This window comes from Halomonas sp. AOP12-B1-6, assembly GCF_052379225.1.
GTDB classification, from domain to species: Bacteria; Pseudomonadota; Gammaproteobacteria; order Pseudomonadales; family Halomonadaceae; genus Vreelandella; species Vreelandella casei.
In genome coordinates this window covers 735398-750922 of the sequence record NZ_JBQSYK010000001.1, presented here as the reverse complement: position 1 = coordinate 750922, position 15525 = coordinate 735398, and the positions used below count along the sequence as shown (strand labels likewise).

The 15525-nt window shown below is 52.5% G+C and carries 13 protein-coding genes and 1 pseudogene; 7 read left to right on the top strand and 7 right to left on the bottom strand.

Features of this window, described 5'->3' with window-relative positions; all coding sequences use genetic code 11:
* Positions 1-40 precede the first annotated feature (40 nt).
* On the top strand, positions 41-1222 hold the full coding sequence (locus ACT3TR_RS03360) for a M24 family metallopeptidase (RefSeq protein WP_096281909.1): 1182 nt from the start codon (positions 41-43) through the stop codon (positions 1220-1222).
* 52 nt (positions 1223-1274) lie between these two features.
* Positions 1275-2690: a YfcC family protein gene (locus ACT3TR_RS03355; protein ID WP_444624511.1), complete on the top strand. Its 1416-nt coding sequence runs from the start codon at positions 1275-1277 to the stop codon at positions 2688-2690.
* Positions 2691-2709: 19 nt separating this feature from the next.
* On the opposite strand, the gene ACT3TR_RS03350 is transcribed toward ACT3TR_RS03355, so the two are convergent.
* Complete coding sequence (locus ACT3TR_RS03350; RefSeq protein ID WP_096281907.1) at positions 2710-3606, bottom strand: LysR family transcriptional regulator; 897 nt, start codon at positions 3604-3606, stop codon at positions 2710-2712.
* A 148-nt stretch (positions 3607-3754) separates the two neighbouring features.
* Here ACT3TR_RS03350 and ACT3TR_RS03345 point away from each other — a divergent pair.
* Positions 3755-3958: pseudogene (locus tag ACT3TR_RS03345) on the top strand (transposase); the annotation flags it as partial.
* Between the two features lie 76 nt (positions 3959-4034).
* Entirely contained in the window at positions 4035-4343 is a 309-nt protein-coding gene (locus ACT3TR_RS03340) for a LysR substrate-binding domain-containing protein (protein ID WP_444624512.1), read from the top strand.
* An 11-nt stretch (positions 4344-4354) separates the two neighbouring features.
* On the opposite strand, the gene ACT3TR_RS03335 is transcribed toward ACT3TR_RS03340, so the two are convergent.
* Positions 4355-5290, bottom strand: a complete 936-nt coding sequence (locus tag ACT3TR_RS03335) for a LysR family transcriptional regulator (protein ID WP_444624513.1) — start codon at positions 5288-5290, stop codon at positions 4355-4357.
* A 180-nt stretch (positions 5291-5470) separates the two neighbouring features.
* Here ACT3TR_RS03335 and ACT3TR_RS03330 point away from each other — a divergent pair, with 180 nt between their 5' ends.
* The gene (locus tag ACT3TR_RS03330) at positions 5471-6595 is read left to right on the top strand and encodes a M20 family metallopeptidase (protein ID WP_444624514.1); all 1125 of its coding nucleotides are present in this window, start codon (positions 5471-5473) and stop codon (positions 6593-6595) included.
* A 72-nt stretch (positions 6596-6667) separates the two neighbouring features.
* On the top strand, positions 6668-8062 hold the full coding sequence (locus tag ACT3TR_RS03325) for a YfcC family protein (RefSeq protein ID WP_441686603.1): 1395 nt from the start codon (positions 6668-6670) through the stop codon (positions 8060-8062).
* A 15-nt stretch (positions 8063-8077) separates the two neighbouring features.
* Here the strand turns inward: ACT3TR_RS03325 and ACT3TR_RS03320 are convergent, their stop codons facing one another.
* The 5 genes from ACT3TR_RS03320 to fhuE all read right to left on the bottom strand — a co-directional run bounded on the left by ACT3TR_RS03320 (position 8078) and on the right by fhuE (position 14236).
* On the bottom strand, positions 8078-8887 hold the full coding sequence (locus ACT3TR_RS03320; RefSeq protein WP_444624515.1) for an ABC transporter ATP-binding protein: 810 nt from the start codon (positions 8885-8887) through the stop codon (positions 8078-8080).
* Positions 8884-9927: a FecCD family ABC transporter permease gene (locus ACT3TR_RS03315; RefSeq protein WP_444624516.1), complete on the bottom strand. Its 1044-nt coding sequence runs from the start codon at positions 9925-9927 to the stop codon at positions 8884-8886. Before ACT3TR_RS03315 ends, ACT3TR_RS03320 begins: the two co-directional genes overlap by 4 nt.
* Positions 9924-10952 (bottom strand): FecCD family ABC transporter permease, encoded by a 1029-nt coding sequence (locus ACT3TR_RS03310; RefSeq protein ID WP_225734315.1) that lies wholly within the window; start codon positions 10950-10952, stop codon positions 9924-9926. Before ACT3TR_RS03310 ends, ACT3TR_RS03315 begins: the two co-directional genes overlap by 4 nt.
* A gap of 25 nt (positions 10953-10977) precedes the next feature.
* The gene (locus tag ACT3TR_RS03305; RefSeq protein WP_444624517.1) at positions 10978-11970 is read right to left on the bottom strand and encodes an iron-siderophore ABC transporter substrate-binding protein; all 993 of its coding nucleotides are present in this window, start codon (positions 11968-11970) and stop codon (positions 10978-10980) included.
* 88 nt (positions 11971-12058) lie between these two features.
* Positions 12059-14236, bottom strand: a complete 2178-nt coding sequence (gene fhuE, locus ACT3TR_RS03300) for a ferric-rhodotorulic acid/ferric-coprogen receptor FhuE (RefSeq protein WP_441686599.1) — start codon at positions 14234-14236, stop codon at positions 12059-12061.
* Positions 14237-14760: 524 nt separating this feature from the next.
* Here fhuE and ACT3TR_RS03295 point away from each other — a divergent pair.
* Entirely contained in the window at positions 14761-15483 is a 723-nt protein-coding gene (locus tag ACT3TR_RS03295) for an MIP/aquaporin family protein (protein ID WP_096281894.1), read from the top strand.
* Positions 15484-15525: the final 42 nt, after the last annotated feature.

Sequence of the window (15525 nt, the reverse complement as noted above, 5' to 3'; positions counted from 1 at the left end):
GCTGATAGCTTCTTGAAGTGACTTTCTCAGGAGCTTGAGCATGATTTTGGAAATTTCCGTTTCAGAAATTAAAGGTAGACAAGAAACTTTTTTAACTAATTTAAAGAATAAGGGCTGTGATGCTGCCTTGCTCTTTAGCGTTACCGATATTTTCTATCTCACTGGGTTTAACTTTCGTCCTTCAGAAAGGCCCATGGCTCTTATTGTGGATGGGAAGGGCGCGTTTAGTCTGTTTGTTCCTAAAATGGAAGTTGAGCATGCGCGAGAATACGCCGTTATTACCGATACGTTCGATTATCCTGAGTACCCGGGTATTACGCATCCGATGGAGTATCTCAAGCAGGTGCTGCAAGATAAAAATTTCAGCGCTTTAAGCGTTGGCGTCGATGCTGAAGGTTATGGTTCTGCCAAGGGATACGCTGGCCCCGCCATTACGGCGTTAGTGTCGTTTGCTAAGAAGGTATCTATCAAGGGCGTCGTCGAAGAACAGCGTTATATCAAGTCGACGACTGAAATCGAGTTAATTAAAGAGTCGGCACGCTGGGGGAATCTCGCTCATAGCTTGCTTGCTAAATATACCCTGGCAGGCGGGCGGGAAATGGAAGCGGAAAGCCGCGCCACGCAGGAGGCAACCAAGGCGATGTTTGAAACCTTGGGCGCTGGGTACCGGCCCTACGGTTCGCCTGCGCATGCGTTCTACCGTGGACAGATTGGCCCGCACTCCGCTTTTCCTCATTCGCAAAACCAGAACGCCCTGTTCAAGAAAGGCTATAACGTCGTTTCTCAGGCAGCCTGTGATGTGTGGGGCTACAAGAGTGAACTGGAACGCACCATGTTCATTGAAGAGGCGTCTAAGGTGCAGGAGGAGTTCTTCCAGCACATGTATGAGGCGCAGGAAGTGGCTTTCAAAAACATCAAGCCGGGCATTCCTGCTTCAACCGTGGAGCAAGAAGTGCAACGGTACTTTAAAGATAATGGACTAACGCAATACGTTAAACATCATACCGGTCACAATATGGGGCTTTTAAACCATGAAGCGCCGTTTTTTGATCTAGGCGATCACACTCTTCTGCAAGCTGGCATGGTCTTTTCGGTTGAGCCTGGGCTGTATGTTGAAGGCTTGGGTGCTTTTAGACACTCCGATACTATCGTGGTAACGGAAGATGGCATGGATATGATTACTTATTTCCCCAGAGATTTTGAGTCGTTAATTATCGGTTAACAAATAGGGCAAGGCTATTTACCTTGCCCTTATAATTTTTAGGGAGATAAAAATGAAAAAAATAGAACCTGATACGCAGGCACTTAAAAAGAAGAAAAGCTTACCTGATTCTTATGTCATTCTTTTTGCGATGTTGGTGGTAGCGTCTATCTCGACGTGGTTTATTCCTGCAGGAAGCTTTGAACGTACCACCGAAGGCAGCGTTGCGATGGTGGTGCCAGACAGCTATGTATCGCTTCCATCTACCCCGACCACGCTTTACGATTTTTTTCTTTCGATACAGTCAGGCCTAACCGACTCGGCGGGCATCATATTTCTTGTGCTGACGATAGGCGGCGCTTTTGCCATCTTGGATTATACTGGCGCCATTCAAGCGGGAATAATGCAACTGATCAAAAAAACACGTGATAGGAAGTATGCGTTGATCGTTGTTGTATCGATCGCCTTTTCAGCTGCGGGCTTTATTGGGGCGTTACAAACCGCAGTTATCGCCTTTATTCCTATTGGCATCATTATTGCGAAAGCATTCAAACTCGACGCGATAGCGGGCGTCGCTATTATCTACCTAGGGGCTTATGCAGGCTATACGATTGGGGGGCTGGACCCTATCACGACCGGGTTTGGGCAAGAGATAGCAGGACTCCCGGTTTTTAGCGGCCTTTGGTTCCGTTTTCTCGTTTATCTTTGTATTTTAGCGTCTACTGTCCTGTACTTATGTCATTACATTTCGAAAATTTCAAAAGATCCCAGCCGGTCTGTGCTTGGAGCTATCCCGTTTCCTGCGGAAGTTGAAAATACCAATACAATTCCAGATGAATTCAACAGTAAACATAAGGTGGTACTGGGTTATTTCACGACCTGTATGGTCGGTTACATTGTGGGTGTGTTTAATCTAGGTTGGGGCCTTAATGAAATGGCGGCGCTGTTCCTGGTAATAAGCCTGGGGACCGCTGTCATCGAAAAGATATCGGCTAATCAGTATGTGACGCTTTTTGTAAAAGGAGCGCAGGGCATGCTGTATGCGGCCTTGATTGTGGGTCTGGCCCGAGCCATTGTCGTCGTGCTTAGTGACGCCAATGTGTTGGATACTATCGTCAACTCAATGGCTATTTTACTGCAGCCATTATCCAGCATATTTGCGGCGTGGGGGATGTATGCCTTTAACTTGGCTTTCAATCTGATTATTAGCTCTGCAAGTGGCCAGGCAGCTATTGTGATGCCTGTTATGGCACCGTTGGCAGATACGATTGGCTTGACTCGGCAAGTGGCTGTGTTGGCCTATAATTTTGGTGATGGGTTTACCAATATCATTACGCCTACTTCGGGTATTTTGATGGCCAGTATAGCGATTGGCGGAGTGCCTTGGGTCAAGTGGCTCAAGTTCGTCTTTCCCTTGCTGTTAATTTGGATGGCCATTGGTGCTATAGCGCTTGGCATCGCAGTCGCGATCAATCTCGGTCCATTTTAACGTCGGTAGGCACGCTCGGTTATTCGATCGTGCCTGCTTTGAGTCCCTGCTTTATATACTGAATAAAAAAGCCTGCTGTATCGGTTAATAGGTTGGGATTCCAGGCCATCGAACTGATTTTTTTGACATCTGAGCTGATGTCCTTATACACCACGTGTTCGTTTTTAATGTATTTGGCGGAATGGGGGAGTAGCGTAATGCCCATTTCAGCGGCGACCAAGGCGACCAGTGTTTGCTGCTCTTGGGCGGTTTGAATGACGTTGGGCATAAAGCCATGGTCTTTGCAGAGTGACATGATGGCATCGTAGTAACCATGCCCCGCGCTTCTAGGTGTCATCACCCAGTTTTCATCGCAAAGTACGCTCACGTCGATAACGTGATCGGCATCCGCCAAGTGGTGGCTTTTGGGCAGGCAGGCAATGAAGCGCTCCTCCAATATGACGAGACTCTCGATTCTTTTATCGGCCACAGGGGAAACCAGGAAGCCGATATCGATTGTGCCATGGATAAGCCCTACGATCTGGTCATAGGTGGTTAATTGCTGCAAGCGTATATCGACCCCAGGGTGGTGTCGCTTGAAATCTTTAACAATGATGGGGATAAGGTGAAACGACATGGTGCCACTAAATCCGATTGAAATGGCACCTTCTTTTCCTTGAGCGATTCTTTGAGTGAACTCGATTTCTTTATCTAAATTGGCAATGCATGCTCTAGCTGCTTCTAAAAAATGTTGACCTGCCGGTGTAATCTTAACTTCTTTATTATTCCTAATGAGCAACTGAACGCCAATCTCTTCTTCAAGATATTTTATTTGATTACTTAACGGCGGCTGAGAAATATTGAGTAACTTAGCGGCGCGCCTGAAATGCAGCTGCTCCGCTACCACGATAAAGTATCGTAAGTGTCTCAGTTCCATGATGTTCTCTCGGTTGTCGTTCAACGCTAGCCTGGTTGCTGATTATAATACCTTCATCGGTCGGGTAGCGCAGTGACACGAGCGACGTCCCCCCTGATTGAGTAGCGCTACACTTTAGAGTCCGATCCTATGCGTTAGGAGATTGGACATGAATAAGCGTTCTAGCGAAGAGCAAATCATTGGTTTACTGGGCGAAGACGAAGCGGGACTGCCCATCAAGGAGCTATGCCGTCGGCATGGTTTCTCGGAAGCCAGCTATTACCTTTGGCGCAGCAAGTTTGGCGGCATGAGCGTGCCTGATGCCAAGCGGCTCAAAGAACTCGAAACTGAAAATACGCGATTAAAGAAGCTTCGTTTGTGATTTAAATCAAGCACTGTACATCGTCGGTTTCAGGTGGTCGCGCGCGGGGTTGGACTTTCCTTATGCCATGCACCGCAACGGTGAGCATCTCTCAGTGAAAGGGCGTTATGTGATTTCGGTCGACGACGGGAATGCTGGACTTGCCGCAGGGCTGGCGGGGCTCGGCGTGCTTTGGCTCCCGGATTACATGGCCAAGGAGCACGTGTCCCGCGGGGAGCTGGTTCGCTTGTTTGACGAGTGGCACCTGGCACCGATGCCGATGTACGTCGCATTTCCACCGAATCGTCACGTCAGCGCTAAGCTGCGCGTATTCATCGACTGGGTGGTGGAGTTGATGGATCAGCATGCGCCTATCGTGGGTCGGTCGGCTACGTAAGCTGCCAGCCGTTATTCGCGCCAAATTGACTGAGACTGCATCGAGTTAACCAGGACTTTCCAAAGATGCTCCGCCGCAGGTGTGAATCTGCGCCCTTGGCTACGGACAAGGTGACAGGTCGCGGTATAGGAGAGCGGGTGGTCAATTGGAATTGCCACAATGTCACCGCGCTCAACTAAATGCCGAGCTAACGGCCGCGTCATAAAAGCAATGCCTAACCCTGACATCACTAAAGCCGCTGCCGTCGAAAAATGATTACATTGATAGGCAGGCAGTGGCGCCAGCTGCTGTTCACGAAACATCTCATTGATGTAAAGCTGAATGCCGAACTGCTCTGCCATAAAAACTAACCGTTGGGCTGCCAACGTTTCAAGTGTGATGGATTCCAGCGTTGCAAGCGCATGATCCGGCGGGAGGATCGCGCAAATAGGCCCACGGTTAAAGCTGCGAACCATGACCGGCGGGTCGCCTAGCGGCCCAAAGCTAATCGCCATGTCAACTTTTCCGCGCAATATCATGTTGATGGTTTCACTCATGTTGCCCGAGTGAATATCGACAAACACATCAGGGTAATCCGCACTAAATTGCGCTAGTGGCCCTTTCACGAACTCACTGATCATGCCTTGTCCAACGCGAAGGCTGACGCTGCCACGGCGCAAGTGGCGCATATCTTGTAACGTCTCGGCTAGCTGGCGCCGACGGTAGAGCATCTCTCTATGATGCTCTATCAAAAGCTTACCCGCTTGGGTAACCACTACGTTTCTGCCCTGTTTTTCAAGTAATGGAATTTGTAAGTAGCGCTCAAGTATCGACACCTGACGACTAACCGCGGATGGATTGACGCCTATCGCTTCAGCGGCAGCTCTAATGCCACCCTGCATGGCGACCTCATAAAGATAGGCCAGCCTGTTTTCGGTGATTTCCTGGCCTATTAGTTGCTCTCTCATTGGCGTTGCCCTTGTTGGCGCTAATGTATAACAGTTGCTTTCAAGGCAACGATTATGTTGCTTGCTTCTTATTCTTTCTACTGTGGGGCGACCACATACTGATGATTACCAATAGAGCAGCGCACCGTACTTAAGGCTTTTAACGACGCGTCGGCTTGTTATCAACAGCGATGAGGTTGTATGAAAACTATCCACGATTATTTGCATGCAAATCAACGATTCATTTTGGACGATATTGAAAAACTGGTAAGAGCTGAGTCGCCCTCGAATGATAAAGCGGCTGTCGATGCGTGCGGACAAACGTTGAGCCAGTTATTTCTGGATAGGCTCAACTGCCAACCGGATGTTTATCCACAGGCCGAGAAAGGCGATCACCTCGGCTTTACCATAGGTGAGGGCAAGCGCCAGATACTCATTCTTGGGCATTTTGACACGGTCTGGGATATCGGGCGGCTTTCTATTCGACGTGAAGAAGACAAGTTTTACGGCCCGGGAATTCTCGATATGAAGGCTGGCCTTGTGCAGGCGGTTTGGGCTGTTAAAGCATTAAACGAGCTAAACCAGTTACCCAGTGCACGCATTCGCTTTCTCTGCACCAGCGATGAAGAGTTGGGAAGCCCCACGTCCCGTGAGCGTATCGAACAGGAATCTGTCGCTAGTGATGTCGTGCTTGTCGTTGAGCCGGCCACCGCTACAGGCAGTGCGTTGAAGACTGCTCGTAAAGGCTCGGGACGCTTTTACATGCATATTACGGGTAGAGCGGCCCATGCGGGTAATAACCCAGAAGACGGTGTGAACGCGATTGAAGAGCTTGCTCATCAAGTTCAGTACCTGCATAGCTTAGCCGATACTTCCCGCGGGACGACGGTTAATGTCGGCATGGTTCAGGGCGGCGGGCCACTTAACGTCGTGCCGGAGACGGCAGAAATAGGTATTGACGTAAGAGTGTCCGCTCTAGATGAAGGAGAACGACTACAGAATGCGATTTATAACTGCCAGCCTCACCACTCTGAAGCAACGTTAAAGGTGACAGGTGACATGACGCGCCCACCGATGGAACGTACGCAAGCAACGGAAAAGCTATTTTTGATAGCCCAAAAGGCAGCGGATGAGCTTGGCTTTGAGCTAAAAGAAGCCTCGGTAGGCGGCGGTAGCGATGGCAATTTTGCGGCCGCTAAAGGTATTCCTACCCTGGATGGTTTGGGGGCTACAGGAGCCGCTCCGCATGCTGAATATGAGCATATCGAAATCGAGACGGTGGTGCCGCGTACCTGCATGCTAGCCGAGCTGATACGTCAAGTTTAACGACGAGAGAACTCTCGGCGTTCGCTTATAACGTACTGAACATACCTAGAAAAATAGTCAGGAAACGAATACGTGAAGACTAAATCATTACAAAAGTTCACTATGCCCGATGCCTTTGTCATTCTTTTTGGGCTGTTACTAATCGCTTGGTTGTTAAGTTTTTTCATTCCTGCCGGGGCATTCGAACGCACGACGGAAGGGCGTCCAACCGTTATCCCCGGCAGCTTTCATATGGTCGAATCCAGCGGCCTGAGTTTTTTTGATATCTTCCTTTCGATTCAGAACGGTTTTGTCAGCTCGGCGAATTTAATTGCGCTCGTATTGGTGATGGGGGGTGCCATTGCGGTTGTCGAGTCTACCGGGGCTATCAATGCGGGTATCAAAAGACTGGTTGATAAAACTAGAGGTCGCAAGTATCTGCTGGCTATCGTCGTGTCGTTTGTATTCGGCGTGGTATCAGCGATTGGCGTTGGATCGAATGCGGTTATCGCTTTCATACCTCTTGGTATCGTCTTAGCGCGAGCGCTTAAGTTAGATGCTATTGCGGGCATCGCGATTGTCTATCTTGGCTATTTCTCAGGTTCCGCTGCCGCTGTTTTCGACCCCATCACGTTGGGTATTGCTCAGTCTATTGCAGGGCTCCCGCTCTTTTCGGGTGCGCCATTGAGAGTTGCCCTTTTCTTTGTCCTGCTCACAGTCACCATTACCTATGTTTGCCGCTATATCAAACGAATTAGCGACGACCCAAGCCGAAGCTTGATGGGTAGCCAGCCGTTTAGCACTGAGGCGGTAGGTGCTGATGATGAAAATCTAACTTTCACACGACTTCATATCGTAATTTTAAGCTTCTTTGTCGCCTGTTTGGGCGTATTTATTTACGGCTCTTTGCGGCTGGGCTGGAGCGTTAATGAGCTTTCCGCTATTTTCATGATTAACGGTATCGGTAGCGCGGTACTTGCTCGGTTTTCGCCCAATCAGTTTGTGCGGATGTTCATGAAAGGTGCCCAGGGAATGCTGTATGGTGCCTTTATTATCGGCATCGCAAAGGGCATCACGGTCCTAATGGCGGAAGGGATGATTCTGGACACGGTGGTCAATTCCATCTTTGTACCGCTCAGCACCTTGCCATCCATGTTAGGGGCGTTGGCGATATTCGTGTTCAATCTGTTCTTTAACTTTTTAGTCCCGTCAGGAAGTGGGCAGGCAGCGGTGGTAATGCCTATTCTTACTCCGTTGGCAGACATGCTCGACATTACACGCCAAACGGCTGTTATCGCGTTCAAACTTGGCGATGGCATTACCAATATCATTACGCCTACGTCGGGTGTTTTGATGTCCGTACTTGCCGTCGGCGGTGTTCCGTGGAGTAACTGGGTACGTTTTGCGTTCCCTCTAGTGTGCCTCTGGACGTTAGTCGGTATCGCCTTTGTGATCATCGCGGTATTGATTAATTACGGACCCTTTTAAATATTCAAAGCGAGATCATCTGGCTTTGCGCACCTTACCGTGACGCCCTAGTGGAATCATCATGGGCTTGCCGCTGACCGGGTCTTCAATGACCCGGCTCTCTAGGCCAAACACCTCCCGCACCATCTGCTCGGTGAATATCTGCTCCGGCGGCCCCACCGCGTAAACCTTCCCCTTGGTCATCGCTACAAGCCTGTCGGCGTAGCGGGCAGCTAGGTTGAGTTCATGCAGCACCATCACCACGGTGGTACCTCGCGCCTGGTTGAGATCAGTCAACAGATCGAGCACTTCAATTTGATGGTTGATGTCGAGAAAGGTGGTCGGCTCATCGAGTAGCAGTACATTCGTTTGCTGCGCAAGCGCCATGGCGATCCAGGCCCGCTGGCGCTGCCCGCCCGAAAGCTCTTCTACTGCGGCATCGGCAAGCACGGTCATGTGGGTGGCCCTCAAGGCCTCCGCCACGGCGGCATCATCGTTTGCAGTCCAGCGTTTAAAGAGCCCTTGATGGGGGTGACGGCCGCGGCTGACCAGATCCAGCACGGTAATGCCTTCTGGTGCGATAGGGGATTGCGGCAAAAAGCCCAGCTGTTGCGCCAGGCGTCGCGTGGGTAGCTTATGAATAGCGTTGCCATCGAGTAATACGTCACCCTGGGTAGGGGCGAGCAGCCGCGAGAGCACGCGTAACAGGGTCGATTTCCCGCAGGCGTTGGCACCAACAATGGCCGTGGTATGGCCAGCACAAACGGTGAGGCTGACATCATTGAGCACGGGGCGCTCCCCGTAGCCGGCCACCAAACCCTGGGCGAGTAACGATGAAGCGTTCATAAAGAGCCTCTGCTTTTATTGTCGCGAATAATTAAATAAATAAGGTAAGGGGCGCCCAGCACGCCGGTGACAATGCCGACCGGGTAGCGTGCGGGCAGCAGAAACTGACCTGCGTAATCGCCTAGTAATACCAGTAGGGCACCCACCAGCGCAGAGGGGATCAGCAGTGAACCGTTTCGACCAATCAGGCGCGCGGCAATGGGGCCGGAAAGAAAGGCGACGAACGCGATGGGGCCGGAAACTGACGTCGCGAAAGCCACCAGGGCCACGGCACAAACGACGATAGTGATACGCGTAACGGCTAAACGAACCCCTAAACCTGCCGCTATATCATCCCCCATGCGCATGGTTTCAAGGTCGCGGCTACGGCTTAGCAGCAGTCCGCCGAAGAGAACAAGCGCGATGAATAGCGGTAGCGCCTGGTCAAGCTGCGCGCCGTTGACACTGCCGGTCATCCAGCGCAGTGCTTCTTGCAGCGTCCAGCTGGGTGCGCGCATTAGCAGGTAGGCAGTGACGCTTTGCAGCATGGCGGCAAGGCCAATACCGATGAGAATCAAGCGTCCGCCGGTGACGCCCTGTTGCCAAGAGAGCGCATAGATCAACAGTGCAACGCCCAGCCCTGCGCCAATCGCCACCATGGAAACGGCCGGGCCGCTCATTGATAGCACCACGATAGCGAAAACTGCGCCGGTACTGGCCCCCGTGCTGATGCCAATAATGTCGGGACTGGCGAGCGGGTTGCGTAACATCGTTTGAAAGGCGACGCCGCCGAGGCCAAAGCAAGCCCCGGTCAGTACCGAAATGACCGCCCGCGGCAGGCGTAATTCACGCACGGTAAAGCCTGCTCCAGGGATTTCCGCACCGCCAAGAACACGCAGTACGGTCATCAGCGGGGTAAAGGACTGCCCCAGCGTTAGCGTCAACGCCACGCCTGCCAGTAACAAAACGACCAGAACCGCCATCATGCGCCGGCGGTGTTTGGTCTGTGCTTGGCGCATTCGCCCGAACTCAGCCGTTACGGGAAGCGTCTGGCCGGTCATAGCGACCCTACTTTTCGGTTACGTACAATCCAGATAAACACGGGGGCGCCAATAAACGCCGTCACAATACCTACATCTAGCTCCGATGGTTGCACTATTAAGCGCCCAACGACATCAGACAGCGTGAGGAGTACGGCACCGGCCAGAGCAGAGAAGGGCAGCAGCCAGCGATAATCACCACCGACCAGCAGTCGGCAGGCGTGCGGCACGACTAGGCCGACGAAGCCAATCGGGCCGCAGACCGCCGTAATAGCGCCGCAGAGCAGTACCGCACCGATCGCGGACATAGCCCGAGCGACGGCGACCTTTTCACCCAGACCCGCGGCCGTATCATCCCCAAGCGCTAGTAGGTTGAGCTTGCGCGCCGCCAGCAGGGTGATCACAAACCCTACGAGCAAAAAGGGCAGCACCGGCACTATTTGATCATGAGTGGCGCCGCCTACTCCCCCCACCAGCCAAGACTGCACCAGCCCGGCAATATCGTTACGCGGCAAGATGACCGCCGTGGCCAGCGAGCTCAGCGCTGCCGTGGTGGCAGCGCCGGCAAGCGCTAGCCGCAGCGGCGTGGCGCCACCGCGGGAGAGGCTCGCAATGGCGTAAACTGCAACGGCCGTTAGCCCGGCGCCCGCAATCGCGGTCCAGATATAGGCAGTCGTTTCATCAATCCCAAACCAGGCGATGCCAATCACAATGGCCAGCGCCGCTCCGGCGTTCACGCCTAACAGGCCGGGGTCGGCAAGCGGGTTGCGCGTCAGGCCCTGCATAACGCCGCCCGAAACGCCCAGCGCGGCCCCGGCAAGCATTGCCAGCAGCGTGCGCGGAATGCGATTGGCCACGGCGGCATCTCCGATGCTTTCGATTTGCCCACTCAACGCCGCCGCTATTTCTGGCCAGCCAACATCACGGGTGCCAAAGACTACAGAAAGCATCACCGCCAGGGCCAGTAACGCTAGCAACGCTATACCCGCCGCTAACCGCTTACTCAGCTGGCGCTGCCTAAGAAGCGTACTGTCATCCGTCGCCATCCTATCGCCAGGCGCCGTGACACCATTAGTCTGACTGACGTGCGGCTTCTGAGAGTAGGTCAGCATAATCGTCTAATAACCAAGGAATCGACATCGGGGTAGGGTTGGCCGCAGCGCCCAGCGGTGTATTGCCCAGCAGCACAATGGCGCCGTTTTCAACGGCCGGGAGTCGGGACGTTAGCGGGTGGGCTTCGAGCTGATCAACCAGCGCTTGGCCACCGTAGGTGACGAGAATATCCACATCGTTGAGCTCATCAATCAGCTCAGAACTGATTTCGCCTGAGTATTTGCCGGGCGGTGAGTTCTGTTTGACGATCGCTGGCGAGACCATCCCTAAATCATGAAAAAACTGCACGCGCGCATCGTTGTCGTTGTAAAAAGAGATACGCCCAAGGTTAGTGGGATCAAGGTGGGTCACGAACATCGCCGTTTTACCTTCAAGCTCGGTATGGGCGGCGGCGGTATCGGCAATGGTTGTCTCAAGACGTTCGACCAGCGCCTCACCTTCTTCAGCCATGCCCATGCCCGCGCTATTGAGCAGAATCATATCGCGCCAACCGGTGGCCCAGGGGCCTTCGGTGTAGGCGACGACCGGCGCTATCTGACTCAAGGTGTCATAGTCGGATTGGCTGAGCCCTGAGTACGCGGCAAGAATGACATCGGGCTGGCTGGCGGCAACGGCTTCGAAATCAATTCCGTCACCTTCGTCGAACAGCGCCGGAAGCGGAGCATCAATCTCTGCAAAATGTGCTTCTACCCAAGGAAGCAGGCCAGAGTTGTCATCGTCACCAAAGCCTGCGGCAGCAAAGCCAACCGGCACAACGCCAAGAGAAAGCGGTATCTCATGGTTTGCCCAGGCCACCGTCGCGATCCGCTCAGGCTTTTGGGTCAGCACGGTTGTGCCCAGGGCGTGCTCAATTTCAAGCGGATATTCTTGGGCGGTAGCCAGTGTTGAGTTCAAAGCGAGTGTTGCAATCATCGCAAGGCCGAGCGTTTTACTACTCAGTAACCAGGTCATCATGACGCTCCAAATGAATAAGATGGCCGCCTCAAACGGTGTTCAAGGCGGCCATGTAGCCATCAGTGGCTGACAGCGCGTGCGTCAATTAGAACGCGTAGCGCAGTGTTGAGGAGATGCTTGCGGGTTCGCCGTAAACGCCGTAGCCACCCACATTGCTGTAGTACTTCTCATCGAACAGATTCTTGACGTTAACCTGAAGCGACAGGTCCGGCGTGAACTGGTAGCGGCCAAACAGGTTGGCCAGCGTATAGCTACTCTGTTCGAACTCGTTGGGTATTCCTGGCGGGGTAGTAAGGTCACCGGCGAAGAGGCTGCTCTGCCAGTTAACGCCACCGCCGAGGGTCAGCTCGCGTAGTTGCGGCACGTTATAGCTGGCGAAGAGGTTGAACAGCGAACGCGGCTGATTAATGTTGAACGAGTCATCGTCGGACGTTGCAGTGAAGTGGGAGTAGCCGACGGTCATATTAAGATCCTCGGTCACCGCGCCGCTCAGCTCCATTTCAAACCCTTCACTCACTACGCCGTCAGCGGCCGAATAAAACGTCTCGGTTTGGCCAGGGCCCACCATTGGCAGAGCCGCAGCAACGTTGTCCTGCTCGATACGAAACACGGAGAAAGAACCGTTGAGCAGACCATTGAACCACGCAGCCTTGAGGCCGGTTTCGTAGTTTTTGCCCACGACCGGATCTAGGTAGGTACCGTCAGCATCGCGATAGTTCTGGGGCTCAAAAATTTCGGTGTAGCTGGCAAAGGCCGAGTAAGTATCATTAAAATCAAACACCAAGCCGCCGTAGGGTGTTACTTCGTACTTGCTCTGGCTATCCAGGCTGCGGAATAGCGTCATCCCATCCCACTCGGTATAGCGTGCGCCCACAATCAGCGTTAGCGGATCAGCTAGCGAAAAGCGCGAGGCAGTATAAACGGCTTTCTGACGGGTGCTGGAAGCTTCAGAAGGAGTGAATTCAGGCCAACCTTCGTTCGGGGCCGAGCCATCCCAATGGTTTAAATCATCAACGTCAAAGCCAGAGATGAAGGTGTTTTCGTAGTCGTTGGTTTGGTCGCTGTAGCTGCCGCCGATGACGAGTTCATGCTCACGGCCTAATAGTGCAAACGGGCCGCTGGCCTGGACGTCTACAGAGTCGACTTCACGGTGTCCACGGTTCCATCCGGTAAAGAAGTCCACTCCGCTACCATCCATTTGATCTGGCAGCGTTGCCTCTACGTAAGGGTAAGCCAGCTTGCCATCCATATCGGTTTTTTCATGCGTGCCCACGACGCGCACTTGCCAGTCGTTGTCGAAACGGTGGCTGATTTCAGCGAAGACTTTCTCAGACTCGAAATCGTAGTAGGACCAGTCTGGTGCGACGCTAAATGAACGTGAGTAGTTGGTGGGCGTACCGTTGCTGAACCATAGCGGTAAACCGCCCCAGGTGGGCGAGGAGGTATGGCTATCCTGGTAATCAAAGCCTATCGAAAGCGTGGTGGCATCGGTCACATCGGCGTCGATAATCCCGTAACCGAACGTGCGGCGCTTGTCCTGGCGATCAAGGTGGGCGCCGCCCTCCTCGTAACCGCCGATAAACCGCGCACGCACATTGCCTGAAGCCGTTAGCGGTGTGGTGAGATCAACGGTGGTACCTTGCTGATCCCAACTGCCCAGCGTGCCGGAAACCGAACCAGTAAACTCGCGGCTGTCGGCGTGCTTACGCACAAAGTTAACCGATGCCCCCGGGTTTCCCGAACCGCTAACGAGCCCGTTAGCGCCGCGAATCACCTCAACGCGGTCGTAGATCGCCGTATTCAGCCGGCCTTCGCCGAAGTACCAGCGGTTATCGGTATTGAGCGTCGGAATGCCGTCGTACTGAAAGCTATTGATGCGAAAGCCGCGCGCTGCAAAGCTGACGCGGTCACTATCAACATTGCGCACTGAAATGCCTGTGGTGTTTCTCAATACGTCTTCGATGGTGGCCAGATTTTGATCCTGAATACGCTGCTCGGTGACGATGCTGATGGCTTGTGGCAGCTCTTTCTGACTCAGCGTTAAGCCTGTGCCTGCGCTAGTGGTGCGCCGCGTATAGCCAACGTTCTCATATAAATTGGTGCCGGTCACTGTCACGGTGCCTAGCGATTCGGCATCGTTGGCGGAACCCGACTGAGCCAATGCGCTGCTCGAAGCAAATAGAGAGCCCGCGATAAGTGCGGTGAAGGTAGCGCTTCGCAAGGAGAAAGAGGCCGTTAAATGGCTAGGCACAGAATGTTGCATGCAATCTAAAACATGAAGTGACGACGTTTTCATATGATCCCTTGAGTCACGCCTTGGCGGCGCTCGCTCATTAGTTTTATATCGTTCAATAGCGGGGTGATCATATAAAAATGATTCGTAAATGTAAATGTGTATGAGAACTCTTAGTATTTGATGCTGGCGGTAGGCTATTAGCCATTCCTGCAGGATATTAGCTATCAATTGCGCCTATAAATTACGTGGGCTTAACGGTAACGAGCCGGAAACAACTGCATCATAAAATGTTCGTTATTTGACAGGCTTTGCTGCCTATGTGAATTAATGATGACTATTAACAATGTAAACTCCATATTAAACTAATGTCTATCGCTCTTTGTATTCCTTTTAAATCAACTGCATATGTGGTTATTTGAAAGGCGTTGTTTTTTTTATATTGTTTTTTTTAATACCCGCTATAGGATGCCAAAAAGAAAAACATTTTCGAAATACAACATTGGCTGCTTTCAATAAAAGCGAGCTGGGGCAAAAAGGGCGGCGGGGTGACAATGCTTGGAACAATTTTTCTACATGAAATAGCCGGTACAGCGGTATTAACGCTCTTGGGGTGTGGGGTGGTGGCTAACGTGCTGTTGAACAAAACCAACGGTAATGGCAGCGATGGTATCGTTATCTTCTTTGGTTGGGGGTTGGCGGTTTTTTGCGCGGTTTACGTCGCCTTTGACACCGGTGCCCATATTAACCCTGCCGTTACCCTTGGACTGCTTGTAGGCCCGGCAACTGAATACGCGCCCGGCATTCCTATCAACGTTGCTACCACCGCCGCCTATTTTACGGCTGAAATCATCGGTGCCTGGCTGGGCGCAGTCGTTTGTTACCTAGCCTATAAAAAGCATTACGATGACACTGAGGATGCTTCAAGCATATTAGCAACGTTCTCTACAGGCCCGGCAATTCCCTCCTACGGGTGGAATCTGGTGACCGAGATCATTGGTACCTTTGTGCTTATATTTGTCATTATCATGTTTGGCCATACGCCGTCAGGGCTTGGCCCGCTGGCCGTAGCACTGCTGGTAGTGTCGATTGGCGCTTCGCTAGGCGGGCCAACAGGCTATGCAATCAACCCCGCCCGAGATTTGGGGCCGCGTATTGCTCACGCGCTGCTTCCCATTAAACATAAAGGGACAAGCAACTGGTCCTACGCATGGGTGCCAATCCTAGGGCCTGCTATCGGCAGTGTCCTTGCTGGGCTTGCCGCCTATGTTTATTAAGTCAGAGTTTATTAAGTCAGCATTTATTAAGGCAGTCTGCTG

Coding starts and splice junctions, on each gene's coding strand:
- ACT3TR_RS03360 (WP_096281909.1), top strand. CDS start 41: ATGATTTTGGAAATTTCCGTTTCAGAAATTAAAGGTAGACAAGAAACT.
- ACT3TR_RS03355 (WP_444624511.1), top strand. CDS start 1,275: ATGAAAAAAATAGAACCTGATACGCAGGCACTTAAAAAGAAGAAAAGC.
- ACT3TR_RS03350 (WP_096281907.1), bottom strand. CDS start 3,606: ATGGAACTGAGACACTTACGATACTTTATCGTGGTAGCGGAGCAGCTG.
- ACT3TR_RS03340 (WP_444624512.1), top strand. CDS start 4,035: ATGCACCGCAACGGTGAGCATCTCTCAGTGAAAGGGCGTTATGTGATT.
- ACT3TR_RS03335 (WP_444624513.1), bottom strand. CDS start 5,290: ATGAGAGAGCAACTAATAGGCCAGGAAATCACCGAAAACAGGCTGGCC.
- ACT3TR_RS03330 (WP_444624514.1), top strand. CDS start 5,471: ATGAAAACTATCCACGATTATTTGCATGCAAATCAACGATTCATTTTG.
- ACT3TR_RS03320 (WP_444624515.1), bottom strand. CDS start 8,887: ATGAACGCTTCATCGTTACTCGCCCAGGGTTTGGTGGCCGGCTACGGG.
- ACT3TR_RS03315 (WP_444624516.1), bottom strand. CDS start 9,927: ATGACCGGCCAGACGCTTCCCGTAACGGCTGAGTTCGGGCGAATGCGC.
- ACT3TR_RS03310 (WP_225734315.1), bottom strand. CDS start 10,952: ATGGCGACGGATGACAGTACGCTTCTTAGGCAGCGCCAGCTGAGTAAG.
- ACT3TR_RS03305 (WP_444624517.1), bottom strand. CDS start 11,970: ATGACCTGGTTACTGAGTAGTAAAACGCTCGGCCTTGCGATGATTGCA.
- fhuE (WP_441686599.1), bottom strand. CDS start 14,236: ATGCAACATTCTGTGCCTAGCCATTTAACGGCCTCTTTCTCCTTGCGA.
- ACT3TR_RS03295 (WP_096281894.1), top strand. CDS start 14,761: ATGCTTGGAACAATTTTTCTACATGAAATAGCCGGTACAGCGGTATTA.